Source organism: Kitasatospora sp. NPDC058115 (genome assembly GCF_042884635.1).
GTDB lineage: Bacteria > Actinomycetota > Actinomycetes > Streptomycetales > Streptomycetaceae > Kitasatospora.
The window spans coordinates 17,473-43,728 of record NZ_JBHVTL010000021.1 but is presented as its reverse complement, the minus strand read 5'-3'; the positions used below and the strand labels follow the sequence as shown (position 1 = coordinate 43,728).

Annotated in this window: 22 protein-coding genes and 1 tRNA gene; 3 read left to right on the top strand and 20 right to left on the bottom strand. The window is 73.8% G+C overall.

Translation table 11 applies throughout. The features are described from left to right. Window positions 1-25 precede the first annotated feature (25 nt). The 14 genes from glyA to ACFVVL_RS22495 form a co-directional block, all read right to left on the bottom strand. Complete coding sequence (gene glyA / locus ACFVVL_RS22560; protein ID WP_380286729.1) at window positions 26-1,300, bottom strand: serine hydroxymethyltransferase; 1,275 nt, start codon at window positions 1,298-1,300, stop codon at window positions 26-28. 124 nt (window positions 1,301-1,424) lie between these two features. After that, the gene (locus ACFVVL_RS22555; protein ID WP_380286772.1) at window positions 1,425-2,063 is read right to left on the bottom strand and encodes a protein-tyrosine-phosphatase; all 639 of its coding nucleotides are present in this window, start codon (window positions 2,061-2,063) and stop codon (window positions 1,425-1,427) included. 29 nt (window positions 2,064-2,092) lie between these two features. Then, window positions 2,093-2,740, bottom strand: a complete 648-nt coding sequence (locus ACFVVL_RS22550) for an L-threonylcarbamoyladenylate synthase (protein ID WP_380286730.1) — start codon at window positions 2,738-2,740, stop codon at window positions 2,093-2,095. Window positions 2,741-2,777: 37 nt separating this feature from the next. Then, on the bottom strand, window positions 2,778-3,644 hold the full coding sequence (gene prmC / locus ACFVVL_RS22545) for a peptide chain release factor N(5)-glutamine methyltransferase (RefSeq protein WP_380286731.1): 867 nt from the start codon (window positions 3,642-3,644) through the stop codon (window positions 2,778-2,780). Between the two features lie 58 nt (window positions 3,645-3,702). Further along, the gene (gene prfA, locus ACFVVL_RS22540) at window positions 3,703-4,779 is read right to left on the bottom strand and encodes a peptide chain release factor 1 (protein ID WP_380286732.1); all 1,077 of its coding nucleotides are present in this window, start codon (window positions 4,777-4,779) and stop codon (window positions 3,703-3,705) included. A 132-nt stretch (window positions 4,780-4,911) separates the two neighbouring features. Continuing rightward, complete coding sequence (rpmE, locus tag ACFVVL_RS22535; protein ID WP_030057539.1) at window positions 4,912-5,133, bottom strand: 50S ribosomal protein L31; 222 nt, start codon at window positions 5,131-5,133, stop codon at window positions 4,912-4,914. A 136-nt stretch (window positions 5,134-5,269) separates the two neighbouring features. Next, window positions 5,270-6,373 carry an LCP family protein gene (locus ACFVVL_RS22530; RefSeq protein ID WP_387677928.1) on the bottom strand — a complete coding sequence of 368 codons (1,104 nt, stop codon included), beginning with the start codon at window positions 6,371-6,373 and terminating at the stop codon, window positions 5,270-5,272. A 136-nt stretch (window positions 6,374-6,509) separates the two neighbouring features. Beyond that, window positions 6,510-8,594 (bottom strand): transcription termination factor Rho, encoded by a 2,085-nt coding sequence (gene rho / locus ACFVVL_RS22525; RefSeq protein WP_387677925.1) that lies wholly within the window; start codon window positions 8,592-8,594, stop codon window positions 6,510-6,512. A 581-nt stretch (window positions 8,595-9,175) separates the two neighbouring features. Then, a complete protein-coding gene (gene thrB, locus ACFVVL_RS22520; protein WP_380286735.1) occupies window positions 9,176-10,111 on the bottom strand; it encodes a homoserine kinase in 936 nt (311 codons plus the stop codon). Window positions 10,112-10,470: 359 nt separating this feature from the next. Continuing rightward, on the bottom strand, window positions 10,471-11,568 hold the full coding sequence (gene thrC, locus ACFVVL_RS22515) for a threonine synthase (RefSeq protein WP_387677921.1): 1,098 nt from the start codon (window positions 11,566-11,568) through the stop codon (window positions 10,471-10,473). A gap of 9 nt (window positions 11,569-11,577) precedes the next feature. After that, window positions 11,578-12,870, bottom strand: coding sequence for a homoserine dehydrogenase (locus ACFVVL_RS22510; RefSeq protein ID WP_380286737.1), 1,293 nt, complete (start codon window positions 12,868-12,870; stop codon window positions 11,578-11,580). A 136-nt stretch (window positions 12,871-13,006) separates the two neighbouring features. After that, window positions 13,007-14,401 carry a diaminopimelate decarboxylase gene (lysA, locus tag ACFVVL_RS22505; RefSeq protein WP_387677917.1) on the bottom strand — a complete coding sequence of 465 codons (1,395 nt, stop codon included), beginning with the start codon at window positions 14,399-14,401 and terminating at the stop codon, window positions 13,007-13,009. An 87-nt stretch (window positions 14,402-14,488) separates the two neighbouring features. Beyond that, window positions 14,489-16,150, bottom strand: coding sequence for an arginine--tRNA ligase (argS, locus tag ACFVVL_RS22500; RefSeq protein ID WP_380286739.1), 1,662 nt, complete (start codon window positions 16,148-16,150; stop codon window positions 14,489-14,491). 73 nt (window positions 16,151-16,223) lie between these two features. Next, window positions 16,224-16,652: a response regulator gene (locus ACFVVL_RS22495; RefSeq protein ID WP_380286773.1), complete on the bottom strand. Its 429-nt coding sequence runs from the start codon at window positions 16,650-16,652 to the stop codon at window positions 16,224-16,226. 167 nt (window positions 16,653-16,819) lie between these two features. On the opposite strand from ACFVVL_RS22495, the gene ACFVVL_RS22490 reads away from it, so the two are divergent. Continuing rightward, window positions 16,820-16,891: transfer RNA gene (locus tag ACFVVL_RS22490), tRNA-Arg, on the top strand. A gap of 146 nt (window positions 16,892-17,037) precedes the next feature. On the opposite strand, the gene ACFVVL_RS22485 is transcribed toward ACFVVL_RS22490, so the two are convergent. The 5 genes from ACFVVL_RS22485 to ACFVVL_RS22465 all read right to left on the bottom strand — a co-directional run bounded on the left by ACFVVL_RS22485 (window position 17,038) and on the right by ACFVVL_RS22465 (window position 23,271). After that, window positions 17,038-17,721 (bottom strand): hypothetical protein, encoded by a 684-nt coding sequence (locus tag ACFVVL_RS22485; RefSeq protein ID WP_380286740.1) that lies wholly within the window; start codon window positions 17,719-17,721, stop codon window positions 17,038-17,040. Between the two features lie 100 nt (window positions 17,722-17,821). Continuing rightward, window positions 17,822-18,760, bottom strand: coding sequence for a trypsin-like peptidase domain-containing protein (locus ACFVVL_RS22480; RefSeq protein WP_380286741.1), 939 nt, complete (start codon window positions 18,758-18,760; stop codon window positions 17,822-17,824). Between the two features lie 185 nt (window positions 18,761-18,945). Further along, window positions 18,946-20,550: an MFS transporter gene (locus tag ACFVVL_RS22475; RefSeq protein ID WP_387677913.1), complete on the bottom strand. Its 1,605-nt coding sequence runs from the start codon at window positions 20,548-20,550 to the stop codon at window positions 18,946-18,948. Window positions 20,551-20,763: 213 nt separating this feature from the next. Continuing rightward, window positions 20,764-22,488, bottom strand: a complete 1,725-nt coding sequence (locus ACFVVL_RS22470) for a DUF885 domain-containing protein (RefSeq protein ID WP_387677910.1) — start codon at window positions 22,486-22,488, stop codon at window positions 20,764-20,766. A 63-nt stretch (window positions 22,489-22,551) separates the two neighbouring features. Beyond that, window positions 22,552-23,271 carry a rhomboid-like protein gene (locus ACFVVL_RS22465; protein ID WP_387677907.1) on the bottom strand — a complete coding sequence of 240 codons (720 nt, stop codon included), beginning with the start codon at window positions 23,269-23,271 and terminating at the stop codon, window positions 22,552-22,554. A gap of 227 nt (window positions 23,272-23,498) precedes the next feature. Here ACFVVL_RS22465 and ACFVVL_RS22460 point away from each other — a divergent pair, with 227 nt between their 5' ends. Next, complete coding sequence (locus ACFVVL_RS22460) at window positions 23,499-24,254, top strand: TetR/AcrR family transcriptional regulator (protein ID WP_380286745.1); 756 nt, start codon at window positions 23,499-23,501, stop codon at window positions 24,252-24,254. A gap of 55 nt (window positions 24,255-24,309) precedes the next feature. After that, window positions 24,310-25,011, top strand: a complete 702-nt coding sequence (locus ACFVVL_RS22455) for an MBL fold metallo-hydrolase (protein WP_380286746.1) — start codon at window positions 24,310-24,312, stop codon at window positions 25,009-25,011. Here the strand turns inward: ACFVVL_RS22455 and ACFVVL_RS22450 are convergent. After that, entirely contained in the window at window positions 24,967-26,157 is a 1,191-nt protein-coding gene (locus ACFVVL_RS22450) for a serine/threonine-protein kinase (protein WP_380286747.1), read from the bottom strand. The genes ACFVVL_RS22455 and ACFVVL_RS22450 overlap by 45 nt on opposite strands. Window positions 26,158-26,256 lie beyond the last annotated feature (99 nt).

Below are 26,256 nucleotides of genomic sequence, written 5' to 3'. Positions count from 1 at the left end.
CCGGGCAGGAGATTCGGACAGCCGTTCACCGGCGCCCGGCGAAGGCCCGCGCCAGCTCCCGCACCCGCTCCCCCACCCGGACGTCCGCGCCCCGGACGAGCAGCCGTCCGATCAGCCCGGCGATCTCCGCCAGCTCCGCCTCCCCCATGCCCTGCGAGGTCACCGTGCCGCTGCCGAGGCGGATCCCGGAGGCCTCCGCGGGCGGCGCCTCGTCGTACGGCAGCGCGCACTTGCCGAGCAGCAGCCCGGCGGCCGCGCAGCGGCGCTCCGCCTCGGCGCCGGTGACCCCGAGCGGGGCGACGTCGGCCGTCACCAGGTGGGTGTCGGTCCCGCCGGTCAGCGGGCGCGCGCCGGCCTGCGCGAGCCCCTCCGCGAGCACCCGCGCGCCGGCCACCGCGCGGTGCGCGTAGGCGCGGTAGGCGGGCGTCGCGGCCTCGGCCAGCGCGACGGCCTTGCCGGCCACCTCGTTCATCGCGGCGCCGCCCTGGCTGAACGGGAAGACCGCCCGGTCGACCCGCTCGGCCAGCTCCGCGGTGCACAGCAGCAGGCCCCCGCGCGGGCCGCGCAGCAGCTTGTGGGTGGCCGCCACCGTGACGTCCGCGTACGGCACCGGGGACGGCGCCGCGCCGGCCGCGATCAGGCCGGTGGTCTGCGCGGCCGCGGCCACCAGGTAGGCGTCCGCCTCGTCGGCGATCTCCCGGAAGGCGGCCCAGTCCGGGTGGCGCGGGTAGGAGATGGAACCGGCCACGATCGCCTTCGGGCGGTGGCGCAGGGCCAGCTCGCGCACCTGGTCGAGGTCGATCAGGCCGTCCTCGCGGCGCACCCCGTAGCCGACGAAGTCGAACCAGCGGCCGGAGAAGTTGGCCCGCGAGCCGCAGCTGAGGTGGCCGCCGTGCTCCAGCGACATCGCGAGCACCACGTCGCCGGGCCGCAGCAGCGCGGCGTAGGCGGCCAGCATCGCGGAGGTGCCGGAGCGCGGCTGCACATTGGCGTGCGGGGCGGCGAACAGCGCCCGGGCCCGGTCGACCGCGAGCAGCTCGGCGGCGTCGGCGAGCGCGCAGCCGGTGTGGTGGCGGCGGCCGGGGTAGCCCTCGGCGTACTTGTCGATCAGCGGGCCGGTGAGGGCCGCCAGGACGGCCGGGCTGGTGAGGTTCTCCCCCGCCAGCAGCTGGAGCGTCTCGGCCCGCCGCTCGGCCTCGGCGGCCAGCAGGTCGGCCAGCTGCGGATCGGCCCGGTGGAGGGCCGCGGAGAGCGCCTCGGAGGTCTCGACGGGGCCGGTCGCTGCATCGGTGACGGTCATGGCGGGGCTCCCGGGCGCGTCGGGTCGGATTTCTCCAGCGTAGGACCGCCTCCGTGCCCCGGCACGGCGGCGCGTGCCGGGGCACGCCCGCCCGGGCCGGGCACCGCCCGAGTGGGCGCGTCGGCTACAGCGCGCGGACCCCGGTCAGCGCGGTGACCACCGGGTCGACGGCGTGGAATATCTCCTCGCCGCAGTTGCGGAACATCCCGATCGGCGCGCCGTAGGGATCGTGCAGTTCGTCGGCCTCGGGGTCGGCGGCCAGCAGCCAGCCGCGCAGCGAGGCGGCGGCGCGGACCAGCGCGCGGGCGCGCTCGGTGACGTCCGCGCCGCGCCGGGGGTCCGGCAGGGTGCCCGGGTCGATCGTGCGCACCAGCCGGGTGAACTCCTTCAGCGTGAAGGTGCGCAGCCCCGCCTCGTGGCCCATCGAGATGACCTGGGCCCGGTGGTCCAGGGTCGCGGTGAGCACCAGGTCGGCCTCGACCACGTGCTCGTCCAGCAGTTCGCGGCCGGTGAAGCCGCCGCTGTCGGCGCCGTACTCGTCCAGCACCGTGGCGGCGTGCTCCTCCATCGGCGCGCCCACATGGCCCCAGGTGCCGGCCGACTCCACCAGGATCCGCCCGGCCACCCGGGGGTTGAGCCGGGTGTCCAGCTCACGCCGGGTCAGCCGCTCGGCGATCGGCGACCGGCAGATGTTGCCGGTGCAGACGTACAGGATCCGGAAGTGGTCCAGCGGCCTGGGGCCCACGCTCAGGTACGGCGATATGCCGGGCCCGGCATGGAGGGAGGCGGCCGTCAACTGCCGGCCTCCAGGTCGGGGACGACCTCCCTCAGCTGCTCGGCGGAGATCGCGCCGGCCCGCAGCAGCACCGGCACCTTGCCCGTGACGTCCACGATCGACGAGGCCTGGGCGTGGTCGGCGGTGCCGCCGTCCAGGTAGACCGAGATGGCGTCGCCGAGCTGCTGCTGGGCCTCGTCGCAGGTGGCCGGGGACGGGCCGCCGGTCCGGTTGGCGCTGGAGACGGCCATCGGGCCGGTGACGTTCAGCAGCTCGATGGCGACCGGGTGCAGCGGCATCCGCACGGCGACGGTGCCCCGGGTGTCGCCGAGGTCCCAGCGCAGCGAGGGCTGGTGCCTGGCGACCAGGGTGAGGCCGCCGGGCCAGAAGGCGTCGACGAGCTCCCAGGCCTGCTCGGAGAAGTCGGTGACCAGGCCGTGCAGGGTGGTCGGCGAGCCGACCAGGACCGGCGAGGGCATGTTGCGGCCGCGGCCCTTGGCGGCGAGCAGGGCGCCCACCGCCTCCGGCGAGAAGGCGTCCGCGCCGACCCCGTAGAGGGTGTCGGTGGGCAGCACGACGAGTTCGCCGCGGCGGATGGCCGAGGCGGCCTCGCGCAGGCCGGTTGCGCGGTCCCCGGCGTCGGCACAGTCGTAGCGGCGGCTCATCGGTGCGGTCCCCTTCCGGACGGGCTCATGGCGTGGTTCACAGCGACGCCTTGCGCGCCGTGGTGAAGCGGGGGCGGTTGTTGAGGTCCCGGTGGTCGGCGGCGTCGGTCCAGCCGCCCTCCTCGTTGAAGATCCACGGGACCTGTCCGCCCTGGGTGTCGGCGTGCTCGATGACCACGGCGCCGCCCGGGCGCAGCAGACGGGCGGCGACCCGCTCGATGCCGCGGATGGTGTCGAGTCCGTCCTCACCGGAGAACAGCGACATCTGCGGGTCGTGGTCGCGGGCCTCCGGCGCGACGTACTCCCACTCGGTGAGCGGGATGTACGGCGGGTTGGAGATGACGAGGTCGAAGCGGCCGTCCCAGGCGCGGTCGTCCTCGAAGGCCCGGGTGGCGTCGCCCTCGTGCAGGGTGACCCGGGCGCGGTCGGGCGAGGACTCGATGTTGCGCCGGGTGTACGGCAGCGCGCCCTCGTCGAGCTCGAAGGCGTGCACGATGGAGCGCGGCAGCTCCTGGGCGAGGGCGAGCGCGATGGCGCCGGAGCCGGAGCACAGGTCGACCACCAGCGGCTCGGCGACGTCCATCTCGCGGACCGCGTCTATGGCCCACTCGACGACCGTCTCGGTCTCCGGGCGGGGCACGAACACGCCCGGTCCGACCGCCAGTTCGAGGTAGCGGAAGAAGGCCCGGCCGGTGATGTGCTGGAGCGGCTCCCGGGCCTCGCGGCGGGCGACGGCCTCCCAGTACCGGGCGTCGAAGTCACCGTCCTGGACGGTGTGCAGCTGGCTGCGCTTGACGTTGTGGACGTGGGCGGCGAGCTCCTCCGCGTCGAAGCGCGGCGACGGCACGCCGGCCGCGGCCAACCGCTGGGTGGCCTGGGCCACCTCCGCGAGTAGCAGGTTCATCCGTACGACCTCTTGCTTCCGCTCTCCGGCCTCGACGTCGGTCTCGCTGCCGCCGGTGTCAGTTCTGTTGGGCCGCGGCGAGCTTGGCCGCGGCGTCCGCGTCGACGCAGGACTGGATGACGGCGTTCAGCTCGCCGTCCAGCACCTGGTCCAGGTTGTACGACTTGAAGCCCGTGCGGTGGTCCGAGATGCGGTTCTCCGGGTAGTTGTACGTCCGGATCCGCTCGGAACGGTCCACCGTGCGGACCTGGCTGCGGCGCGCGTCCGAGGCCTCCCGCTCGGCCTCCTCCTGCGCGGCGGCCAGCAGCCGCGAACGCAGGATGCGCATCGCCTGCTCCTTGTTCTGCAGCTGGCTCTTCTCGTTCTGGCAGGACGCCACGATACCGGTCGGCAGGTGGGTGATCCGGACCGCGGAGTCGGTGGTGTTGACCGACTGGCCGCCGGGGCCGGAGGAGCGGTACACGTCGATCCGCAGGTCGTTGGCGAGGATCTCGACCTCGACCTCCTCGGCCTCGGGGGTGACCAGCACGCCCGCCGCGGAGGTGTGGATGCGGCCCTGCGACTCGGTGGCCGGGACGCGCTGCACCCGGTGCACGCCGCCCTCGTACTTCAGCCGGGCCCAGACGCCCTGGCCGGGCTCGGCGTTGCCCTTGGTCTTCACCGCGACCGAGACGTCCTTGTAGCCGCCGAGGTCGGACTCGTTGGAGTCGATGATCTCGGTCTTCCACCCGATCCGCTCGGCGAAGCGCAGGTACATCCGGAGCAGGTCGCCGGCGAACAGCGCGGACTCCTCGCCGCCCTCGCCCGCCTTGATCTCCAGGATGACGTCCTTGTCGTCGCTCGGGTCCCGCGGGACGAGCAGCAGCCGCAGCTCCTCGGTCAGCTCCTCGCGGCGGGCCTCGCCGTCCTTCACCTCGGAGAGGAACTCCGAGTCCTCGGCCGCGAGTTCGCGGGCGGCCTCGATGTCCTCGCCGGCCTGCTTCCACTGCCGGTAGACCCGGGTGATCGGGGTCAGCTCGGCGTACCGCTTGGCCAGCTTGCGGGCGTTGGCCTGGTCGGCGTGGACGGACGGGTCGGCCAGCCTCGCTTCGAGGTCGGCGTGCTCGACGAGGAGCTCTTCGACTGCCTCGAACATGGGGTGGCCTTCTTCCCGGGGGATCGTCGTGCGGGGTGGGTTCGCGGAGGTGCGGGGGGACGCGAACGGCGCCGGTCCCCAGCGCCCCCGGAACGAGTTCGGGGGCACCAGGAGACCGGCGCCGAGGGAGCGCTAGGCCTTCGCGCTGTGCTGCTTGCCGAAGCGGGCCTCGAAGCGGGCCACGCGGCCACCGGTGTCGAGGATCTTCTGCTTGCCGGTGTAGAACGGGTGGCACTGCGAGCAGACCTCGGCGCGGATCTCGCCACTGGTCTCGGTCGAGCGGGTGGTGAACTCGGCACCGCAGGTGCAGGTCACGCGGGTGACCACGTACTCGGGGTGAACGTTGGGCTTCAAGGGGTTCTCCTAGTGTTCGGGAGGGCACCGGGTCGGCGGCTGGAATGCCGCACGTGAACCGGGACCGACGGTCCAGTCTGCCAGGACCGGCCGCCTCTTCCCAAACCGGGGGGCGCCGCGGGATATTCCGGGCCGCTCAGGGGCGCTTGGCGGGCGCCTTCGCCGGGGCCGTGGCGGAGGCGCCGGGGGTGGCCTGGGCGGGGTTCTGCGGCTGGGCGGCGAGCACCTCCGCCGGCATCGGGCGGTCGGCCTTGAGGGCCGCCCAGAGCTGGTCGGCCTGCGGCTGCTGCTGGACCACCCGGTCCCGGTCCGTGGGGGCGGCCGTCACCGGCAGGGTGACCATGGCGAGCTGGTCCGGCCCGATGCCCTTGAGCTCCTGGGCGAGTCCGACCAGCGAGTTGACCGAGGCGAGCGCGGAGTCGGTGGTGATCGAGCGGGTCAGGGTGTCGCCGACGGACCAGAGCTTGACCGGGTTGGTCAGCAGCCCGATCCCGCCGGCCTGCTGGAGCAGCGAGCGGACCATCTGCTTCTGGAGTTCGATCCGGCCGAGATCGCTGCCGTCGCCGACGCCGTGCCGGGTGCGGACGAAGGCGAGCGCCTGCTGCCCGTCCAGGTGGTGCTCCCCGGCCGGGAGGTCCAGGCCGCTGTCCTTGTCGTGGATGGCCACCGTGGTCGTCACGGTGGCCCCGCCTATCGCGTCCACCAGCCGGGCGAAGCCGTTGAAGTCCACCTCGACGTAGTGGTCCATCCGCAGCCCGCTGAGCTGTTCCGCGGTCTTGACCGCGCAGGCCGCGCCGCCGGCCTCGTAGGCGCTGTTGAACATGGCGCGCTTGGCGGCCGGCACGGCCTTCCCCCCGGGGCCGGTGCACTCGGGGCGCGGGACGAGGGTGTCGCGCGGGATGGACACCACGTCGGCGCGGGAGTGGTCCTGGCTGACGTGCACCACCATGGCGGTGTCCGAGCGGGCGGTGCCGCCGGTGTCGCCGCCGGCGAGGTCCGCGTTGCCGCCGGACCGCGAGTCGGAGCCGAGCACCAGGACGTTGAAGGAACCGTCGGTGGCGGCCGGCGGGCGGGCGGTGCCGAGGGTGGCGTCGATGTCGACGCTCCTGAGGTTGCCGTCCAGTCGCAGGTAGGCGTACCCGGCCGCACCGGCCCCGAGGACGGCGAGCGCGGCGACGGCGCACGCGGCCGTGCGCAGGAGCTTGCGACGGCGGCTCGGGACCCTCTTGTGTTCGGCCATACGGACCAGAGTAAATCGGACAAGACGCCGAAAAGGGCCCCAACTGTCCCGAGTCTGGAACAAACCGTCCGGACACGGCAGCGGGCCCCGGACCGCTCGCGCGGTCCGGGGCCCGGGTGCTTCGACGCGTTCCGCGTCAGTCGCCCGACCCGGGGGTCGTCTTGGCGATCTGCATCAGGAACTCGGCGTTGCTCTTGGTCTGCTTCATCTTGTCCAGCAGCAGCTCGATCGCCTGCTGCGAGTCGAGCGCGTGCAGCACCCGGCGCAGCTTCCAGACGATGGCGAGCTCCTCGCCGCCGAGCAGGATCTCCTCCTTGCGGGTGCTGGAGGCGTCCACGTCGACGGCCGGGAAGATGCGCTTGTCCGAGAGCTTCCGGTCGAGCTTGAGCTCCATGTTGCCGGTGCCCTTGAACTCCTCGAAGATCACCTCGTCCATCCGCGAGCCGGTCTCGACCAGCGCGGTGGCCAGGATGGTCAGCGAGCCGCCGTTCTCGATGTTGCGCGCGGCACCGAAGAACTTCTTCGGCGGGTACAGCGCGGTCGAGTCGACACCACCGGACAGGATGCGGCCGGAGGCCGGCGCCGCCAGGTTGTAGGCGCGGCCCAGACGGGTGATCGAGTCCAGCAGGATCACCACGTCGTGGCCCAGCTCCACCAGGCGCTTGGCGCGCTCGATGGCCAGCTCGGCGACGGTGGTGTGGTCCTCCGCCGGGCGGTCGAAGGTCGAGGAGATGACCTCGCCCTTCACCGACCGCTGCATGTCGGTGACCTCTTCCGGACGCTCGTCGACCAGGACGACCATCAGGTGGCACTCGGGGTTGTTGTGGGTGATCGCGTTGGCGACCGCCTGCAGCACCATCGTCTTGCCGGTCTTCGGCGGCGCGACGATCAGACCGCGCTGGCCCTTGCCGATCGGCGACACCAGGTCGATGATCCGGGTGGTCAGCACGCCCGGGTCGGTCTCCAGGCGCAGCCGCTCCTGCGGGTAGAGCGGGGTCAGCTTGTTGAACTCGGGACGGCCGCGGCCGCTCTCCGGGTCCATGCCGTTGACCGAGTCCAGCCGCACCATGGCGTTGAACTTCTCGCGGCGCTCGCCCTCGCGCGGCTGGCGCACCGCACCGGTGATGGCGTCGCCCTTGCGCAGGCCGTTCTTGCGGACCTGGGCGAGCGAGACGTAGACGTCGTTCTGGCCCGGCAGGTAGCCGGAGGTGCGCACGAACGCGTAGTTGTCGAGGATGTCGAGGATGCCCGCGACCGGGATCAGGACGTCGTCCTCGCCGATCTGCGGCTCGGTGCCACCGGTCTCGAAGCCCTCGCGGCGGCCCCGGCCCCGGCGGTCGCGGTAGCGCCCGCGGCGGCCGCGGCGGCCGTCGCCGTACTCGTCGTCCTCGAAGCCGCCCTGCTGCTGCGCCTGCGGCTGGGCCTGCTGGCCGCCCTGACGGCTCTGCTGGCCCTCGCCCTGGGCGCTCTGCTGCTGGGGGCGCTCGGTGCGGTCGGCACGGTCGCGGCGGTTGCGGCGGTCGCGGCGCGACTCACGGCCCTCGCCGTCCTGGCCGGCCTGGACCTCGGCGGTCTCCGGACGGCTCTCGCGCTCGCCGCCGTCGCGGCGCTCACGGCGCTCACGGCGGTCGCGACGGGTCTCGCGGCCCTCCTCGCGCCCCTCGAACGCGCGGGCGCCCTCGGTACGGGTCTCGGCCTGCTTGGCCTCGGTCACCACGGCGGCGGGCGCCTCGGCGGCGCTCTCGGCGGCCGGGGCGCCGGCGGCCGAGGTGGCCCGGCGGCGGGTGCGCTCGGTGCGCGCGGGGGCGGCGGTCTCGGCGGCGGCCTGGACCGGGATCTCGATCTGGGCCTGCGCCTCGGCGGCGGCGGGGGCCTCGGCCCGGGCGGCGGCGGCCTTGGTGGTCCGGCGGGCCGGCTTCTCGGCCGGCTCGGCGGTCTCGGCCTTCGCGGTGCGCTTGGCGGCCGGAGCGGCGGTGGCGCCGGCGAGCAGCGGGTCGCCGCCGCTCTTCTCCTTGATGGTCTCGATCAGCTGGCTCTTGCGCATGCGTCCGGTACCGGTGATGCCCAGGTCCGCGGCGAGCTTCTGCAGCTCGGCCAGGACCATGCCGTCCAGGCCCGCGGCGGCGGTACGGCGGCGCCGCGCCGGGGCCGCGGGGGCGGCGGCGGCGTCCGACGCGTCGGCGTCCGGGCGCGCGCCCATCAGATCGGTGGTGTCGCTCACTAAGGGTCCTTCCCTGGAGCGGACGTCGGCCTGTCTGGCTCGGCGACCGGTTGTGCTGTCCTGACCAACGCTCGACTGCGTCGGTCCGAGGCGGTGGTCCCCCGAATGGCGCTGGGTGCCAGTCGGAGGAGAGCTGCGAGGTGCGGTGCTTGAAGCACGGTGGTGCTGAGTGGCGTGGCGGGACGGTCGAGTACCGACCCTCCCCCCGGCCGCCGGCCGGGAGGTGCCCCCACGCTGCCTGCGAATCCCGGGCCCCCGTCGCGTGACGGTGGCCCGTGCTCCGCCCGTCCTGGCCTCCAGGTGGGAGGCTGCGGGTGGGAGTCAGGTGCCGTCACGGCTTCGGGATGCGACCGCAAGTCGCGCAGGCAGGCTGCGTACGCGCTGCGGTGGGCTCCCGGAGAATCGTCGCCCCGTACATCGCCGGGACTCCGCTGGTGCGGAGTGCTGGGATCGGGACGCGGCGCACCGAGCCCCGGAGGGCACCTGGTGCAGCAATGAGGTTAACACTACCGACCCCCTCAGACATTCCCCAGCCTTGCGGTTGCCAATCGTGTCCGGACGGTCCGGCCCGAACGGCCTGCTCAGACGCCCAGCGGGAGCACTGCGGCGCCGGTCCGGTCGAGTTCGAGCCGGTGCGCGGCGAACGCCGGGCCGCCGTTGCCGTGGTCGCCGGCGAAGCCCAGGACCTTCTGCACGCCGGCCTCGTCGGTGAGCGCGAGCACGGTCGGGCCGGCGCCGGAGATCACCGCGGGCACGCCCTCGGCGCGCAGCGCGCCCACCAGCGCGGCGCTGTCCGGCATCGCGGAGGCCCGGTAGTCCTGGTGGATCCGGTCCTCGGTGGCGGTCAGCAGCAGGTCCGGGCGCCGGGTCAGCGCCTCGACCAGCAGGGCGGACCGGCCGGCGTTGGCGGCGGCGTCGGCCAGCGGGACGGTCCGCGGCAGCAGGCCGCGGGCGGTCTCGGTGAGCACCTCGGTGGCCGGGACGAACACCACCGGGACGACCTCGGCGGACGGCTCCAGGGCGATCGCCCGGGCGGTGTCCTCCTCGGTCCACGCCACGGTGAAGTTGCCCCGCAGGCAGGCCGCCACGTTGTCCGGGTGGCCCTCCAGCTCGGAGGCGAGGGCCAGCAGGGCGTCGTCGTCCAGGGCGGACGGGCCGCCGATGGTGACGGCGCGGGCGGCGACGATCCCGGCGCAGATCGCGGCGGACGAGGAGCCCAGGCCGCGGCCGTGCGGTATCCGGTTGGCGCAGACCACCTCCAGGCCGCGCGGCTGGCCGCCGAGGCGGTCGAAGGCGGCGCGCATCGAGCGGACCAGCAGATGGCGCTCGTCGCGCGGAAGGGTGTCGGCACCCTCGCCGGCGATGTCGACGGAGAGCCCGGAGTCGGCGACCCGGACGACCACGTCGTCGTACAGACCCAGCGCGAGTCCGAAGGCGTCGAAGCCCGGACCGAGGTTGGCACTGGTCGCGGGAACCCGGACCCGGACGGCGGCGGCACGGAACGCAGGACCGGCCATGCGGTGGACTCTCCTGGGGAAATCGGGCGGCGCGAAGCGCGTCGGTGCGAGGGTGGGGAGCGGGCCGCGGGCCCCGGCCGGGGCGGACGGTCACAGTCGGTGGTGCGGCCCGCGATGGGGCCGGACCCGGGGCATGTGCCACACGGCCGGACCCAGAGTATCGAAGAGAGGTTCCACAGCGGTACACCCCGTGGGCCTTCGATCTGGTGTGTTGCCGCTTCTGGCCGGATTGCATGCGGGAATCGGATCGGAATGCGCCGGTGAATTGACACAAAAGTGTCGGTCGAGAACGCGAACCGGGCCGACCCCCGAAAGGGTCGGCCCGGGTGGGGGCTGAGCCCCCGGATCGGGTGGGGGGGCTAGTCCAGCAGGCCCAGTCGCCGGGCGGCGGCCTCGGGGTCGACCGGGACGATCTGCGGCTGCGGCGCGCCGGCCACCGCCCAGTCCGGGTCCTTGAGGCCGTTGCCGGTCACGGTGCAGACGATCCGCTGGCCCGGGTCGACCAGGCCGGCCTCCGCCTTGGCCAGCAGGCCGGCCACCGAGGCGGCCGAGGCGGGCTCCACGAAGACGCCCTCCTGGGAGGCCAACAGGCGGTAGGCGGAGAGGATCTGACGGTCAGTCACCTTGTCGATCAGGCCGCCCGACTCGTCCCGCGCGGCGAGCGCGAAGTCCCAGGAGGCCGGGTTGCCGATCCGGATCGCGGTGGCGATGGTCTGCGGCTTGAGCACCGGGGCGCCGTCGACGATCGGGGCCGAGCCGGAGGCCTGGAAGCCCCACATCCGCGGGGTGCGGGTGGCCAGGCCGTCCGCGGCGTACTCGCGGTAGCCCTTCCAGTACGCGGTGATGTTGCCCGCGTTGCCGACCGGCAGCACGTGGATGTCCGGCGCGTCGCCGAGCATGTCGACGATCTCGAAGGCGGCGGTCTTCTGGCCCTCGATCCGGACCGGGTTCACCGAGTTGACCAGCGCCACCGGGTACTTCTCGGACAGTTCACGCGCAAGGGTGAGGCAGTCGTCGAAGTTCCCGTCCACCTGGAGGATCTTCGCGCCGTGCACCAGCGCCTGGCCCATCTTGCCGAGGGCGATCTTGCCCTGCGGGACGAGCACCGCCGACACCATCCGGGCCCGCACCGCGTAGGCGGCGGCGGAGGCCGAGGTGTTGCCGGTGGAGGCGCAGATGACGGCCTGGGCGCCGTCCTCCTTCGCCTTGGAGATGGCCATCGTCATGCCGCGGTCCTTGAAGGACCCGGTCGGGTTGGCGCCCTCGACCTTGAGGTGGACCTCGCAGCCGGTGCGCTCGGAGAGCACCTGGGCGGGGACCAGCGGGGTGCCGCCCTCCAGCAGGGTGACCACCGGGGTCGTCGCGCTGACCGGCAGGCGGTCCCGGTACTCCTCGATCAGGCCCCGCCATTGGTGGGTGTGGGTGCCACGGGCGGCGTTCTCGGCAACGCTGCTCATCATCTGTTCCTATTCCCCTTCGACCCGCATGATGCTGGCCACGTCGCGCACGCTGTCGAGTGCGCGGAGCTTGTCCACCGTCGCCGACAGCGCGGCGTCGGTGGCGCGGTGGGTGACCACGACGAGCGAGGCGTCGCCGTCGCGGCCCTGCTGGCGCACGGTGTCGATGGAGACGCCGTGCTCGGCGAAGACGGAGGCGACCTGGGCGAGCACGCCCGCGCGGTCGTCGACGTCCAGGCTGACGTGGTAGCGGGTGACGACCTCGTCCATCGGCTTGGCCGGCAGCCGGGTGTACACCGAGTCGCCGGGGCCGGTGGCACCGGCGAGCTTGTTGCGGCAGACCGCGACCAGGTCGCCGAGGACCGCGGAGGCGGTCGGCGCGCCGCCCGCGCCCGGGCCGTAGAACATCAGCCGGCCGGCCGCCTCGGCCTCCACGAACACCGCGTTGTACGCCTCGCGGACCGAGGCCAGCGGGTGCGACAGCGGGATCATCGCCGGGTGGACGCGCGCGGTCACCGACTCGCCGTCGGCGGCCCGCTCGCAGATCGCCAGCAGCTTCACCACGCAGCCCATCGCCTTGGCGGAGGCGATGTCGGCGGCGGTCACCTCGGTCAGGCCCTCGCGGTAGACGTCCGCCGCGGTCACCTTGGTGTGGAACGCGATGCCGGCCAGGATCGCGGCCTTGGCGGCGGCGTCGAAGCCCTCCACGTCCGCGGTCGGGTCGGCCTCGGCGTAACCGAGCGCGGTGGCCTCCTCCAGCGCCTCCGAGTACCCGGCGCCGGTGGTGTCCATCTTGTCGAGGATGAAGTTGGTGGTGCCGTTGACGATGCCCAGCACCCGGTTCACCCGGTCGCCGGCCAGCGACTCGCGCAGCGGGCGCAGCAGCGGGATCGCCCCGGCCACCGCGGCCTCGTAGTAGAGGTCCACGCCGGCCGCGGCGGCCGCCGCGTGCAGCTCGGTGCCGTCCTTGGCGAGCAGCGCCTTGTTCGCGCTGACCACCGAGGCGCCCTGCTCGAACGCCGACAGGATGAGGTGTTTGGACGGCTCGATGCCGCCCACGACCTCGATCACCACGTCGATGTCGCCCCGCTTGACCAGGGCCTCGGCATCGGTGGTGAGCAGGTGCTCGGGCACCCCCGGGCGGGGGCGGCCCGCCCGGCGCACCGCGATGCCGGCGAGCTCGACCGGCGCGCCGATGCGCGCGGCGAGGTCGGCGGCGTCTGTCGTCATGATGCGCGCCACCTCGGAGCCCACCACACCACAGCCCAGCAACGCCACCTTCAGCGGCCGCGTACGCATCATCCGACTCCGCTCTGCATTCATGCTTCGGTCGATCCGGCGGGATTTTCGGGGGCCCGCCGGACTTTCGGTTCCTACCAGTCTCCGGGACTTTCCGTACAGATCTACGGTCGTTCCATGATCTGAGACGAGGATTTCGTCATCCGATATCGAGACGCAGGAGATCCTCCTCCGTCTCGCGCCGGACGATCACCCGGGCCGCACCGTCCTGGACGGCGAGCACGGGGGGCTTGAGGGCGTGGTTGTAGTTGCTCGCCATCGAACGGCAGTAGGCGCCGGTGGCGGGCACCGCGACGAGGTCGCCGGGCGCGAGGTCGGCCGGCAGGAAGGCGTCCCGGACGACGATGTCGCCGGACTCGCAGTGCTTGCCGACCACCCGCACCAGCATCGGCTCCGCGTCGCTGGTGCGCGACACCAGGGCCACCGTGTACTCGGCGTCGTACAGCGCGGTGCGGATGTTGTCGGACATCCCGCCGTCCACGCTGACGTAGGTGCGCAGGCCCTCCAGCGGCTTGACGGTGCCGACCTCGTACAGGGTGAACGCGGTCGGGCCGACGATCGCCCGGCCCGGCTCCACGCTCAGCCGGGGGGCGGTGAGGTTCGCGGCCGCGCACTCGCGGCGCACGATGTCGGCCAGCGCGGCGGCGATCTCGGCCGGCTCGCGCGGGTCGTCCTCACTGGTGTAGGCGATGCCCAGGCCGCCGCCGAGGTCGATCTCGGGCAGCTCGACGCCGTGCTCGTCCCGGATCTGCGCCAGCAGGCCGACCACCCGGCGGGCGGCCACCTCGAAGCCGGCGGTGTCGAAGATCTGCGAGCCGATGTGCGAGTGGATGCCGCGCAGTTCCAGGCTCGCGCCGTGCGCCAGGACCCGGCGCACCGCCTCGGCGGCCGCTCCCCCGGTCAGCGAGAGGCCGAACTTCTGGTCCTCGTGCGCGGTGGCGATGAACTCGTGGGTGTGCGCCTCGACGCCGACGGTGACCCGGATCAGCACCGGCTGGCGCACGCCCTGGTGACCGGCGATCACCGCGAGGCGCTCGATCTCCTCGTAGGAGTCGACCACGATGTGCCCGACCCCGGACTTCACCGCGTGCTCCAGCTCGTCCACCGACTTGTTGTTGCCGTGCAGCGCGATCCGCTCCGCCGGCATCCCGGCGGCCAGCGCCACGGCGAGCTCGCCCGGGCTGCAGACGTCGAGGTTGAGGCCCTCCTCGTGCAGCCAGCGCACGACCGCCTTGGAGAGGAAGGCCTTGCCGGCGTAGAAGACGTCGGCGTCCGCGCCGAAGGCCTCGCGCCAGGCCCGGGCCCGGGCCCGGAAGTCGGCCTCGTCCATGACGTACGCCGGGGTGCCGTACTCGGCGGCCAGCCGCTTCACGTCGACGCCGCCGACGGTGACCACGCCCCCGGCGTCACGGGCGACGGTCCGGGACCAGACCTTGGGGTCGAGCGCGTTCAGGTCGCTGGGCGGCGCCTGGTAGTGGCCCTCGGGCAGCACGTCGCCGTGCCGGGGGCCTGCGGGGTGTGCGGAGCGAGACATGTCGTTGGTTTCCTCGACCTATGGCGAGGGGCGGCGACGGTCCCCGTTGACCGTCCGCCGCCCCCGCTGTGCACATGGGGGTGGTGCCTACATCCGCTCGGGCGCCGAGACGCCCAGCAGCGTCAGGCCGTTCGCGATGACCGTGCGTGTCGCGTCGGCCAGCCAGAGCCGGGCGTGCGTGAGGTCGGTGACCTCCTCGTCGCCCCGCGGCAGGATGCGGCAGTTGTCGTAGAAGCGGTGGTACTTGGCCGCGAGGTCCTCCAGGTACGTCGCGACCCGGTGCGGCTCGCGCAGTTCGCCGGCCGAGGCCAGCACGCGCGGGAACTCACCGAGGTGGCCGAGCAGGTCGTTCTCCCACTCGGTGGCCAGCAGCTCCGGTTTGAAGTCCTCGGCCGCGCCGCGCGAGATGCCGTGCTCGTCGGCGTTGCGCTGGACCGCGCACATCCGGGAGTGGGCGTACTGGACGTAGTACACCCGGTTCTCGTTGGTCTGGCTGGTCAGGATGTTGATGTCGAGCGTGATGGTGGAGTCGGTGGAGGAGCGCGCCAGGGTGTAGCGGGCCGCGTCCACGCCGATCCACTCGACGACGTCGTCGATCGTGATGATGTTGCCGGCCCGCTTGGACATGCGGACCTCTTCGCCGTCGCGAAGCATCTTCACGAACTGGCCGATCTTCACCTCGATGTTGTGGTTCATGTCGTCGCCCGCGCAGGCCGCGATGGCCTTGAGGCGGTTGACGTAGCCGTGGTGGTCGGCGCCCAGCATGTAGAGCGCGACCTCGGTGCCGCGGTCCCGCTTGGACAGGTAGTACGCGGCGTCGGCGGCGAAGTAGGTGGTGTCGCCGTCGGCCTTGACCAGGACGCGGTCCTTGTCGTCGCCGAAGTCGGTGGTGCGCAGCCAGATGGCGCCGTCCTTCTCGAAGACGTGGCCCTGCTCGCGCAGCCGGTCGATGGCCGTGCCGACCGCGCCCGAGTCGTGCAGCGACTTCTCCGAGAACCAGACGTCGAAGTGGGTGCCGAACTCGTCCATCGAGCGCTTGATCTCGGCGACCATGAGCTTCAGGCCCTCGGCGCGGAAGACCTGGAGCTGCTCGTCCTCGGACTTCTCCAGCAGGCCCGGGAGCGCCTCGGTGATCGCCTTGGCGATGTCGACGATGTACTCGCCGACGTAGCCGCCCTCCGGCACCTCGCGGCCGTTCGCGGCGGCCTGCAGCGAGGAGGCGAACTTGCTGATCTGCACACCGGCGTCGTTGAGGTAGTACTCGGTGGTGACGTCGGCGCCGCAGGCCCGCAGGACCCGCGCCAGCGAGTCGCCGACGGCCGCCCAGCGCACGCCGCCGATGTGGATCGGGCCGGTCGGGTTGGCGGAGACGAACTCCAGGTTGATCTTCAGGCCGGCGAGGTCCTCGTTGCGGCCGTAGGCCTCGCCCGCCTCGACGATGGTGCGCGCCAGCGCGCCGGCGGTGGCGGTGTCCAGGGTGATGTTCAGGAAGCCCGGACCGGCGATGTCGACCTTGGCGACGCCGGTGATCCCTCGCAGGCGGTCGGCCAGTACCTCGGCAACGGCTCGCGGCGGCTTGCCGGCCGCCTTGGCGAGCTGGAGGGCCACGTTGGTCGCGTAGTCGCCGTGGTCCCTGTTCTTGGGCCGCTCGACCGTCACGTGCTCGGGCACGGCGACGGCCAGCTCGCCCGCCTCGACGGCGGTGCTCACTGCGGCCTGGACTGCCTGGGAAAGCTCTGCGGGGGTCACGACGCCAAGCGTAGGCGAGAGGGGGAGGGCGCCCGCCACTCGGTTTGCCGGTTGAGACGTTGGACGCCGTCGCTCAGCCCCGATCGCTCCGGTCTGTTCGCCGAGGGCGAAACTCCTCGGCGGCCGCGCCCCGGCGGCCGAGCTCCACCAGCCGCCGCACCAGCGCGACCAGGTCCGCCGGGTCGAAGGGCTTGCCCAGGTAGCCGTCCACCCCGACCGACTCCCCCAGGTCCAGATCGGCCGGCGTGCAGGCGCTCACGATCGCGATCGGCAGCAGCCGGGTCCCCGGCGCCGCCCGCAGCCGGGCCGCCGTGCGCAGGCCGTCCAGCCGCGGCATCATCACGTCCAGCGTCACCACGTCGGGCCTCACCCGGCGGACCACCTCCAGGCACTCGGCACCGTCGGCGGCGGTCACCACCTCGAAGCCCTCCAGCTCCAGGTTGACCCTGATCAGCTGGCGGATCACCTCGCTGTCGTCCACCACGAGGACCCGCCCGGACACTCCCGACACCTCACCGAGGGTATCGGCGGCCCCGCCGCCCCGTCCGGCCTTTGCGCACTTCCACCGGCCCGCCCCGGCCGGCCGCCGCGGAAACCCGTGCACGGAGCACGCCCCGGGCCTGGTAGTGTTCTCCACGTCGAAGCGAACGCGACGACAACACCGAGCAAGCCCCCGTAGCTCAGGGGATAGAGCACCGCCCTCCGGAGGCGGGTGCGTAGGTTCGAATCCTACCGGGGGCACTTCGCGAGAAGTGCCGAAGAGGCCCAGGTCAGCGGGTAGTTACCGCCGATCTGGGCCTGATTCGTTTTCCGGCCGCGCCGGGGGCGCCAACGGGCGCCCGGAGCGGCGGAGTTGCCCCGGGCGCCGGGCGCGGGCCGTCGGGGCGTCAGCCGGCGACGGGGCCGGGCGCGGTGAAGGTCTCGGCGGGGCCGAAGTCGCCGAAGACCAGCGTCAGCACGTCCTTGCGGCCCTCGACGACCATCGCCTGCTCGACGTGACGGGTGCGGCCCTGCGCGTCGATCCACTGGTCGAGGTCGATGCCCGTGACGCCCGCCGAGGTCAGCATCCGGTGGGCCGCCGGGAGCGGCCCGGCGAGCTGCTCCACGCCGAGGTGGCCGGCGAGGTGGTAGGTCGGCACGCCGTCGGTGGTCTCCATGCCCTTGCGGGCGGACGCGCCCTGGGCGAGCAGCAGCCCGGCGTAACCGCCGTAGTCGAGGTCCGAGACCTCGACGGTCCGCGGGGTCTTCAGCCAGGTGCCCGTGGCGTCGTGCCCCCGCAGGTACTCGGCGTCCGCGGTGGTGACGGTCTCCCGGAGGTTTCCGTCCTCGTCCTTGAACTCCCAGCGGCCGGTGTACACGGTGTTGAGGTTGAACCGCGCCGTGATGGTGGAGGAGTCCCCGGCGTGGGTCGCCTTCACGGTGACCGCGTAGGGCTCCCCGGCCCCCTTCGCCACGGCCTCCGCGGGGTCGAAGGCACCCGCCGCGGCGGAACCGTCGTCCCCCTCGCAGCCGGTGAGCAGGGCGAGGACGGCGGCGGTGGCGGCGAGGACGGGAACGGTGGTTCGGCGCACGGTGGAACGGCCCCCCGGGGCATCGTGGACGATCTTTGCGCGCAGAGCGTCCCACAGGGCGGGCCCGGGGTCGAACGGGATTCCGGGCGGGCGGGGCCGGTCAGGACGAGGCGGCGGCGACGGCCTCGTCGCACAGGGCGGCGACGGTGTGGTCGAAGTAGGCGCTGTAGGAGGTGTCGTCGGTGTCGCCGCCCTCCTGGTGGCCTCCTATGGCGCCGACGACGTGGCCGGTGGCGGTGGAGATCCAGGGGCCGCCGCTGGTGCCGCCCGGGTAGTCGGGGCAGTCGACGACGCGCTGGAAGGTGCCCTGGCGGCCGGTGGTGTTGGTGCACAGCAGGGGCCGCTCGCCGCCGGCCGGGTAGCCGTAGAGGCGGACGGTGGTGCCGAACGGCTCGTCGGTGCCGAGGACGTTGCCTCCGACGACGTCCTCGATCCGCCGGCCGGCGTCGTCGACGGCGGTCTCCAGGACGGCGAAGTCCTCGTCCTGGTCGCCGTCCCGGGACCAGCCGGTGGTGGTGTGCACGGCGGTGACCCGCCAGGTGCCGTACGGGGCGCGGCCGTCGCGGTAGCCGGGGGCGAAGGTGACGCCGGCCGGGTCGTCGAGGCAGTGGGCGGCGGTGAGCAGCAGGTTGCGGGTGGGGCTGTGCAGCACGCTGGCGGTGCAGAAGTGGTTGCCGGCGCGCACGGCGCCGTTGAACAGGGCGCCGACGGTGGCCACTTCGGAGGTGGCCGGGGCGGCGGCGGTGGTGCCCGGCAGGTCGCTCGACGTGGGCGCCGGGGCGGGGGCGGGGGTCCGGGTGGCGGTGGGGGTCGGGGCGGGAACGGGCGTCGCCACCGGGCCGACGGTCACCTTCCGGGGCGCCGTGGCCGGGGCCGCCGTCGCCGCCGCGGTCCCCGGGGAGGCGACGGCGGTGGTCCGGGGGACGACGCTGTGGGTGCCGACGACCACGGCGGCCACGGTCAGCGCGGAGAGGGTGGTGGTGACCAGGGTCGGGGCCAGGTAGCGGCGTCGGGTGGTGCGGCGGCGGTGCTGGCCCATGCGCGGTCTGCTCCTTGCCCCGGTCGACGGCGGTACGGGATCCGACTATGGCGCCCCGAGCTGGGAAGGCCGTGATGCGCCGCTGGGAAGGCGATGAGAATTCAGCCGGTCGCCGCCCTGCCGCGGGGCCCGGACGGCGCCGCCGCGGCCGTGGGAGGTCGGGTGGCACGCGGGCGCCGCGGGCTTCATCGGGCGCGCTGGCGCTGGTGGGCCGGACTCTGCGCCTGGGTCTGCGGCGCCCGGGCGCCGACCGCGCCGGCCGCGCCGGTCCCGGCCTGCGCCGCGCCGGCCTCGGCCTGCGCCGCGCCGTCGGCGGCCCCGGCGGCCTCCCCCGGCGCCGGCCGGTGGTCGATCATCAGGAACGCGATCAGCGCGGCCAGCAGCAGGATGCCCATCGCCACCCAGGTGGCGACCACGTAGCCGTGCACCGCGCCCTCGGCCTGGACGGCGGGGTTGCCGGCACCGGCGGCGCGGGCGGCCAGCCAGCTCGCGGTGGCGCTGGCCGCGATGGTGTTCAGCAGCGCCGTGCCGAAGGAGCCGCCGACCTGCTGGGCCGAGTTGATGGTGGCCGAGGCCGCGCCCGCCTCGCTCGGGGCGACGCCGAGGGTGGCGAGGCTCATCGACGGCATGAAGATCAGGCCCATGCCGAAGCCGAGCAGCAGTTCGGCGGGCAGCACCATGCCGGCCCAGGGGCTGTCCACGTGCATCCGGGTCAGCCAGGCCATGCCGGCGGCGGCCAGCAGCAGTCCGGGGCCGATCAGGTTGCGGGACGGCACCCTGGTCATCAGCCGGGCCGCGAAGGCGGTCGAGCTGATCACGATGGCGGCGGTCATCGGCAGGAAGGAGACGCCGGACATGATCGGCGAGAAGTGCTTGATCACTTGCAGGTAGTAGGTCAGGAACAGGAACAGGCCGAACATGCCGATCATCGCCAGGCCGACCGAGAGGGCGCCGCCGCCCCGGTTCCGGTCGGCGACGATGTGCGTCGGCAGCAGCGCGTGCGGGGTGCGCTTCTCGACCAGCACGAACACCACCAGCAGCAGCACGCCGAGCGCCAGCGAGCCCAGCACCAGGGCGTCGCCCCAGCCCCGGGTGACCGCCTCGGACATGCCGAACACGATCGCGAGCAGACCGCCGCAGCCGAGCAGCGCGCCGGGCAGGTCCAGTCTGATCCGGGCGCCCTTGCCGATGTGGTCGCGCTCCAGCACGGAGAACGCCGCGAAGGCGGCCGCCACCGCGATCGGGGTGTTGACGAACAGGCACCAGCGCCAGTCGAGGTACTCGGTCAGCACGCCGCCGAGCAGCAGGCCGATCGCGGCGCCGCCACCGGCGATCGCGCCGAAGATCCCGAAGGCGGTGCTCCGCTCCTTGGGATCGGAGAAGGTCGTGGAGAGCAGGCCCAGCGCGGAGGGGGCCAGCAGCGCTCCGAAGGCACCCTGCAGGGCCCGGGCCGCGAAGAGCATGGTGGGTCCGTTGGCGCCGCCGCCGATCGCGGAGGCGAGCGCGAAGCCGAGCAGGCCGACGATGAAGACGCGTTTGCGGCCGAAGAGGTCGCCGAGCCGGCCGCCGAGCAGCAGCAGTCCGCCGAAGGCCAGCGTGTAGGCGGTGATCACCCACTGCCGGTCGGCGTCCGAGATGCCGAGGTCCTTCTGGGCCGACGGGAGGGCGATGTTCACGATGGTGATGTCGAGGACGATCATCAGCTGGGCGATGGCGATGACCGCCAGGGCCCACCAGCGGCGGGACTCCGCCGCCGCATGACCGGTGGGGGCTTGGGCTTGGGCAGACACTGGGGGAGCCTTTCCGGAGGGGTGCGGAGAGGTCACGCAGTCGCCTTCCAGCCAAACGCTCGGCGCGGCGAATGGCAAGGAAAAATCTGTACAAATCGGTAGAACCAGGACCAGCGAACCAGGGGCGTGGGACCACGGCAGGAGGCCCCCGGGACCGTTCCCGGGGGCCTCGCGCCGTGCTCGTCCGCGGCTACAGCGCCGACGGCTCCGCGACTACAGCGCCGACAGCTCCGCGACCAGGTCGTCCAGGCCCAGCGAGCCCTGCGACAGGGCCGCCATGTGCCAGGCCTTGAGGTCGAACACCTCGCCGCGCGCCTCGTGCGCCGCCCGGGCCGCCGCGCGCCCGCGCAGCCAGGCCCGCTCGCCCAGCTTGTAGCCGATCGCCTGGCCGGGCAGGCCCAGGTAGCGGACCAGCTCGCTGTCCAGGAAGTCGGCGGACAGCCCGCAGTACAGGCCGAAGAACTCCCGCGCGGCCTCCGGCGTGACCGGCTCCCCCGCGCGGTACGGCGAGTCCGCCGGGAACTCCAGGCCGGCGTGCATGCCGATGTCGACGATCACCCGCAGCGCCCGCATCATCTGCGCGTTGAGGTAGCCGAGCCGGTGGCCGGGGTCGGTGAGGTAGCCGAGCTCGTCCATCAGGCGCTCGGCGTACAGCGCCCAGCCCTCCAGGTTGGCGCTCACCCCGCCCAGGCTCACCTGGTAGGTGGAGAGCCGGTCGGCGACGTAGTTCCACTGCGCGAGCTGCAGGTGGTGGCCGGGGACGCCCTCGTGGTACCAGGTCGAGACGAGGTCCCACTCGGGGAAGCGCTCCCGGCCCAGCAGCGGCAGCCAGGTCCGGCCGGGGCGGCTGAAGTCCAGCGACGGGGCGGTGTAGTACGGCGCGGCGGCGCTGCCGGCCGGGGCGATCCGGGACTCGACCCGGGTGATCGGCTCGGCCAGGTCGAAGTGGGTGCCCTGGAGGTCGGCGATCGCGGAGTCCATCAGGCCCTGGAGGAACTCACGGGCGGCCTCGGCGCCGGTCCGCGCGGGCCCGTCGGTCTCCAGCCACTTCATCGCCTCCATCGGTTCGGCGCCGGGCCGCACCCGGTCGGCCTCGACCCGCATCTGGGCGAGCAGGTCGTGGAACTCCCCCCAGGCCCAGGCGTAGGCCTCGTCGAGGTCGAGGTCGGCACCGGACCAGTAGCGCACCCAGCGGCCGTAGCGCTCGCGGCCGACGGTGTCGGGGGCGCCGGCGGCGGCCGGCCCGTAGACGTCGCGCAGCCAGTCGCGCAGCGCGGCCAGCGCCTCGGCGGCGGCCACGGCGTGCCCGGCCAGTTCCTCGCGCAGCGCCTCCGGGGCCTCCTGGACGAGGCCGCCGAACCAGCCGCCGGGAACGTCCCCGGCCAGCCACTCGCCGAGCTGGCCGGTCACCGTGGTGACCTGGCGGGGGCCGGAGAGCAGACCGCGCTCGATGCCCTCGGCGAGGGTCGCGCGGTACCCAGTGAGCGCCTGCGGCACCCGGGCCAGGCGGCGGCCGAGGATCCGCCACTGCTCCTCGGTGTCGGTGGGCATCAGGGTGAAGACGTCACGGAGATTGTGGACCGGGGAGCCGAGGTTGTGGACGGCCCGGTACCGCTCGCCCGCGTCGTGGACGGCGAGTTCGGCGGTGAGCCGCTCGCGCAGCAGGCGGGCGCAGCGCCGTTCGGCCTCGTCCCGGGGGGTACCGGCCGCCTCGGCGGCGTCGAGCGCCGCCTCGGCCTCGTCGAGCCGGGCCAGGACGGAGCGGCCGAGTCCGGCGATCGCCTCGGCACCGGCCGGGGAGAGATCGGGGAGGCGGTCGTCCTCGGGGTTCAGGCCCAGGTACACCGCGGTCAGCGGGTCGAGCTCGGCAAGGTCCCGGACATAGGCGTCGGCGACACTGCGGGGTGTGGTGCCGTCGGAGCTGATCAGTTCAACCATTCCGACATCATGGCGTGGCCCGCGCGGTTTGCAAGCCCCTACCGGGTGGCATGGACCGGCCAATCAGCGTCCGGCCGGACGGGGCTGCCCGGGTGGACCGGACTGCCGCCGACGGCGCAGGGCCCGGCCCGGGTCCCAGCGGGGCCGTCCGCGTGCGAACGGGAAGAAGGCGAGCCCGATCAGCGCGGCGGTGAAGTGCCCGAGGTCCGTGAAGGTGTGCGAGAACACCAGCGGCACCAGGTAGAAGACCACCACCCCGCCGCCGTACAGCCACCGCCAGCGGCCGGCGAACCGGTGGGTGAGCACCCCCGCCACCCCGGCCAGCGCGTAGGAGACGCCGACGTCCACCGTATCGGCCATGCTGCGCTGCAGGGTGCCGCGGACGATCCCCCAGGCCACCACGCCCTCGCTCACCAGGGTCGCCAGCACGTGCGCGGTGGCGGCCACCGTGAACCAGCGGGCAGTGCCCAGCCAGCGCTCGGCGTTGGCGTGGACCAGCGTGAACAGCACGGCGTACAGCGGCCAGCTCGACGTCTCCGTCCACAGCGCGCTGGCCACCAGGGCGTGCACCGGGCGCGAGCGCAGGTGCTCCAGATTGGTCGAGCGGGCGGCCAGGAACCAGTCCAGGGTGCGCGGGTCCGTCCGCGCCACGACGAAGCTGGTGACCGCCAGGACGAGCAGCCACAGGTAGGTGCCGGGCGCCGAGCGGACCCACGCCAGGAGCGCGCGCGGCACCCCGCGCAGCCGGCGCGCCCGGGGCGGCCGTTGCAGCGTCTGCGCCATCCGGCGGGCCTCCTCGGTGCGGCGGCGTGGTGCGTCCCATCCTCGGGCGGGGCCCGGCGGGCCGCCTCCCGGCACGGGCGTCCGGCCGGGTGGAACGGCCCGCCGGGGCGGTCCGGCGGACCGCCCCGCAGCCGGCCGGGCCGGGCCCCGGACGGGCGCAAACGCCCGTTCGGAAGATCGGTGCAGACCCGGCTCCGATCCGGCCCGGGGCGGTTACGCTGACCGCCATGGAAGCCAGCCCAGCGTCCGTCCCGCCCGCCCCCGAACCGGCCGCCCGGCCGCGGCGCGCCGGGTACCGGCGGCTACCGGTGCAGCAGCGGCGCGAGCAGCTGATCGCGGTGGCGCTGGAGCTGTTCGCCCACCGGCCGCCCGAGGAGGTCGGGCTGGACGACGTCGCGGAGGCCGCCGGGGCGTCCCGGCCGCTGGTCTACCGCTACTTCGCCGGCGGCAAGCAGCAGCTGTACGAGGCCGCGCTGCGCAGCGCGGCCGAGGAGCTCACCGACCGCTTCACGGTGCCGCCCGCCGGCACCCCGACCCAGCAGCTGTCGGCCGTGCTGGAGCGGTACTTCTCCTTCGTCGCCGAGCACGACGCGGGCTACTCGGCGCTGCTGCGCGGCGGGTCGGTGGTCGAGACGGCCCGCACCTCGGCGATCGTCGACGACGTCCGGCGGGCGGCACTGCGCCGGACGCTGCGCCACCTCGGGGTGCGGCAGGCCGGGCCGCGGCTGACGCTGCTGGTGCGCTCGTGGATCGCGGTGGTCGAGGGGGCCTCGCTGAGCTGGCTCGACGAGGGCCGGGCGCTGCCGGTGGACGAGCTGCGCGAGTGGCTGGTGGACCAGTTCGTGGCGATGGCGGCGGCGACGGCGCTGCACGACCCGCAGACCGCCGAGGTGCTGACCGCGCTGCTGGCACTGGAGGGCCCGGACTCACCGCGCACGGCGCGGCTGCGGGCGGCGCTGGACCCCGTCGGGCCGTCCCGCTGATCAGCCCGGGGCGAACAGGCGCGTGGACGGCCGCCCCGCGGTACAGGATCCGGCCATGGAGCTCATCCGCATACGCCCCGACCTGACCGTCATCACCCTGGACTTCGGCACCGCCTACCTCTGGCGCGACGAGGACGGCGCGCTCACCCTCGTCGACACCGGCATCGCCGGGCAGGCCGACGCGATCGAGGAGGCGGTCCGCGCCGTCGGCGCCGACCCCGCCGCGCTGCGCGGCATCGTGCTCACCCACCACCACGAGGACCACGCCGGCTCGGCCGCCGAACTCGCCCGGCGTCACGGCGCCGAGGTGACCGCCCACCGGCTGGAGGCCCCGGTGGTCCGCGGCGAGCAGCCGCCGAAGCCGTTCACGCTGAGCCCGTTCGAGCAGGAGCTGCGGGACGCCCTGCCGGCGCTGCCGCCCGCCCCGCCGTGCCGGGTGGACCGCGAGGTGACGGACGGCGAGGTGCTCGGCTTCGGCGGCGGCGCCGTGGTGGTGCACGTGCCCGGCCACACCGACGGGTCGATCGCCCTGCACCTGCCGCGCGCGGGGGTGCTGTTCACCGGCGACCTCGCCGCCAACGTCGGGCACCGGACCATGCCCGGCGTCTTCAACACCGATCCGGCGCTGGCCCTGGAGTCCTTCCACCGGCTGGCCGCGCTGGACGCCGAGACCGTGCTGTTCGGCCACGGCGAGCCGCTCGCCGAGGGCGGCTCAGCCGTGCTGCGCCGGGCCGCCGAGCAGCTCGGCGAGCACTAGCGGCGGCTCCTGCTCGGCCTCGGCGGCGGCGCTCTCGCGCTCCCAGCGCTCCAGGTCGCGCCCGACGTCCTCGCGGGCCCGCGGGTGGCCGTCCAGCACCGGCAGCAGCTCGCGCAGCAGCGCGACGGCCGCCCGCGGCCGGCCCGAGCGGGCCAGCCAGAGCGCCAGGTCGTGGCAGGTCCGCAGGGTGCGCGGGTCGGCCGGCCCGAAGGCCCGGGAGAACTGCGGGATCAGCGTGACCAGCTGTTCGACGGCCCGCTCGGGCGAGCCGGCCGCGCCGCGCCGCCAGGCGTCGTCGGCCTTCCGCCGCAGCGCCTCCGGGTCGGGGCCGAGCTCGCGCAGCCGGAGGCGGACCTCGGCGGCGTCGGCGGGCCGGTCCTCCGGGTTCTTGGCGAGCAGCTGGAGGATCAGCCGGTCCAGCGCCGGGTAGGGCGAACCGGGGGCCGGCGGCGGCTCGTTGACGTGCTTGTACATCATGCTCACCGGCGTGGTGGCGCTGAACGGGCGGCGGCCGGTGAACAGCTGGTAGAGGATCACGCCGAGCGCGTAGAGGTCGGCCCGGCCGTCGATGTGCTCGCCGGACCAGCACTCGGGCGCCAGGTAGGCCGGGGTGCCGATGACCACGCCGGTGGAGGTGAGCCCGCCGCCCTGCTGGGAGAGCAGCCGGGCGATGCCGAAGTCCAGCACCTTGGCCTCACCGGTGTCGGTGATCATGATGTTCTCGGGCTTGATGTCCCGATGCACCACGTCGCTGCGGTGCGCGGAGTCCAGCGCCTTGCAGACCTGCCGCATCCAGCGCAGGGCGACCGCCGGCTCCGGCCCGGTCCCGGCGCCCAGCAGCGCGGAGAGCGGGCGGCCCCGGACCAGCTCCATCACCAGGTAGTGCGTCCAGCGCGCGCCGTCCTGCACCCGCCCGTAGTCGTACAGGGTGACGATGTGCGGATGGGACAGGCCCCCGACGGTCTTGGCCTCGCGGATGAACCGGCCGACCGCCTCCTCGTCCCCGGCCTTCTCCTCGGAGAGCACCTTGAGCGCGACCGCGCGCCCGATGACCTCGTCGTGGGCGGCCCAGACCACGCCGAACCCGCCCCGGCCGAGCTCCCGCTCCAGCCGGTAGCGGCCGCCCACGACATCGCCCGCCTTCATGCCTTCCCCCACCAAGTCCGCCGGAACCGAACAGCGTTCATCCTGACCGGGTCAGGGTAGCGGCGGGCAGGGGCGTTCGGGTGAACTACCCGGGGCCCG

What these genes read in the sequence shown, in the direction of transcription:
- ACFVVL_RS22510 (WP_380286737.1), bottom strand. Translation starts at nt 12,870, where the DNA reads ATGATGCGTACGCGGCCGCTGAAGGTGGCGTTGCTGGGCTGTGGTGTG.
- ACFVVL_RS22480 (WP_380286741.1), bottom strand. Translation starts at nt 18,760, where the DNA reads ATGGGCCAGCACCGCCGCCGCACCACCCGACGCCGCTACCTGGCCCCG.
- ACFVVL_RS22530 (WP_387677928.1), bottom strand. Translation starts at nt 6,373, where the DNA reads ATGGCCGAACACAAGAGGGTCCCGAGCCGCCGTCGCAAGCTCCTGCGC.
- thrC (WP_387677921.1), bottom strand. Translation starts at nt 11,568, where the DNA reads ATGAGCAGCGTTGCCGAGAACGCCGCCCGTGGCACCCACACCCACCAA.
- ACFVVL_RS22460 (WP_380286745.1), top strand. Translation starts at nt 23,499, where the DNA reads ATGGAAGCCAGCCCAGCGTCCGTCCCGCCCGCCCCCGAACCGGCCGCC.
- ACFVVL_RS22550 (WP_380286730.1), bottom strand. Translation starts at nt 2,740, where the DNA reads ATGAGCCGCCGCTACGACTGTGCCGACGCCGGGGACCGCGCAACCGGC.
- prmC (WP_380286731.1), bottom strand. Translation starts at nt 3,644, where the DNA reads ATGAACCTGCTACTCGCGGAGGTGGCCCAGGCCACCCAGCGGTTGGCC.
- ACFVVL_RS22470 (WP_387677910.1), bottom strand. Translation starts at nt 22,488, where the DNA reads ATGGTTGAACTGATCAGCTCCGACGGCACCACACCCCGCAGTGTCGCC.
- lysA (WP_387677917.1), bottom strand. Translation starts at nt 14,401, where the DNA reads ATGTCTCGCTCCGCACACCCCGCAGGCCCCCGGCACGGCGACGTGCTG.
- ACFVVL_RS22455 (WP_380286746.1), top strand. Translation starts at nt 24,310, where the DNA reads ATGGAGCTCATCCGCATACGCCCCGACCTGACCGTCATCACCCTGGAC.
- thrB (WP_380286735.1), bottom strand. Translation starts at nt 10,111, where the DNA reads ATGGCCGGTCCTGCGTTCCGTGCCGCCGCCGTCCGGGTCCGGGTTCCC.
- prfA (WP_380286732.1), bottom strand. Translation starts at nt 4,779, where the DNA reads ATGTTCGAGGCAGTCGAAGAGCTCCTCGTCGAGCACGCCGACCTCGAA.
- ACFVVL_RS22450 (WP_380286747.1), bottom strand. Translation starts at nt 26,157, where the DNA reads ATGAAGGCGGGCGATGTCGTGGGCGGCCGCTACCGGCTGGAGCGGGAG.
- ACFVVL_RS22465 (WP_387677907.1), bottom strand. Translation starts at nt 23,271, where the DNA reads ATGGCGCAGACGCTGCAACGGCCGCCCCGGGCGCGCCGGCTGCGCGGG.
- glyA (WP_380286729.1), bottom strand. Translation starts at nt 1,300, where the DNA reads ATGACCGTCACCGATGCAGCGACCGGCCCCGTCGAGACCTCCGAGGCG.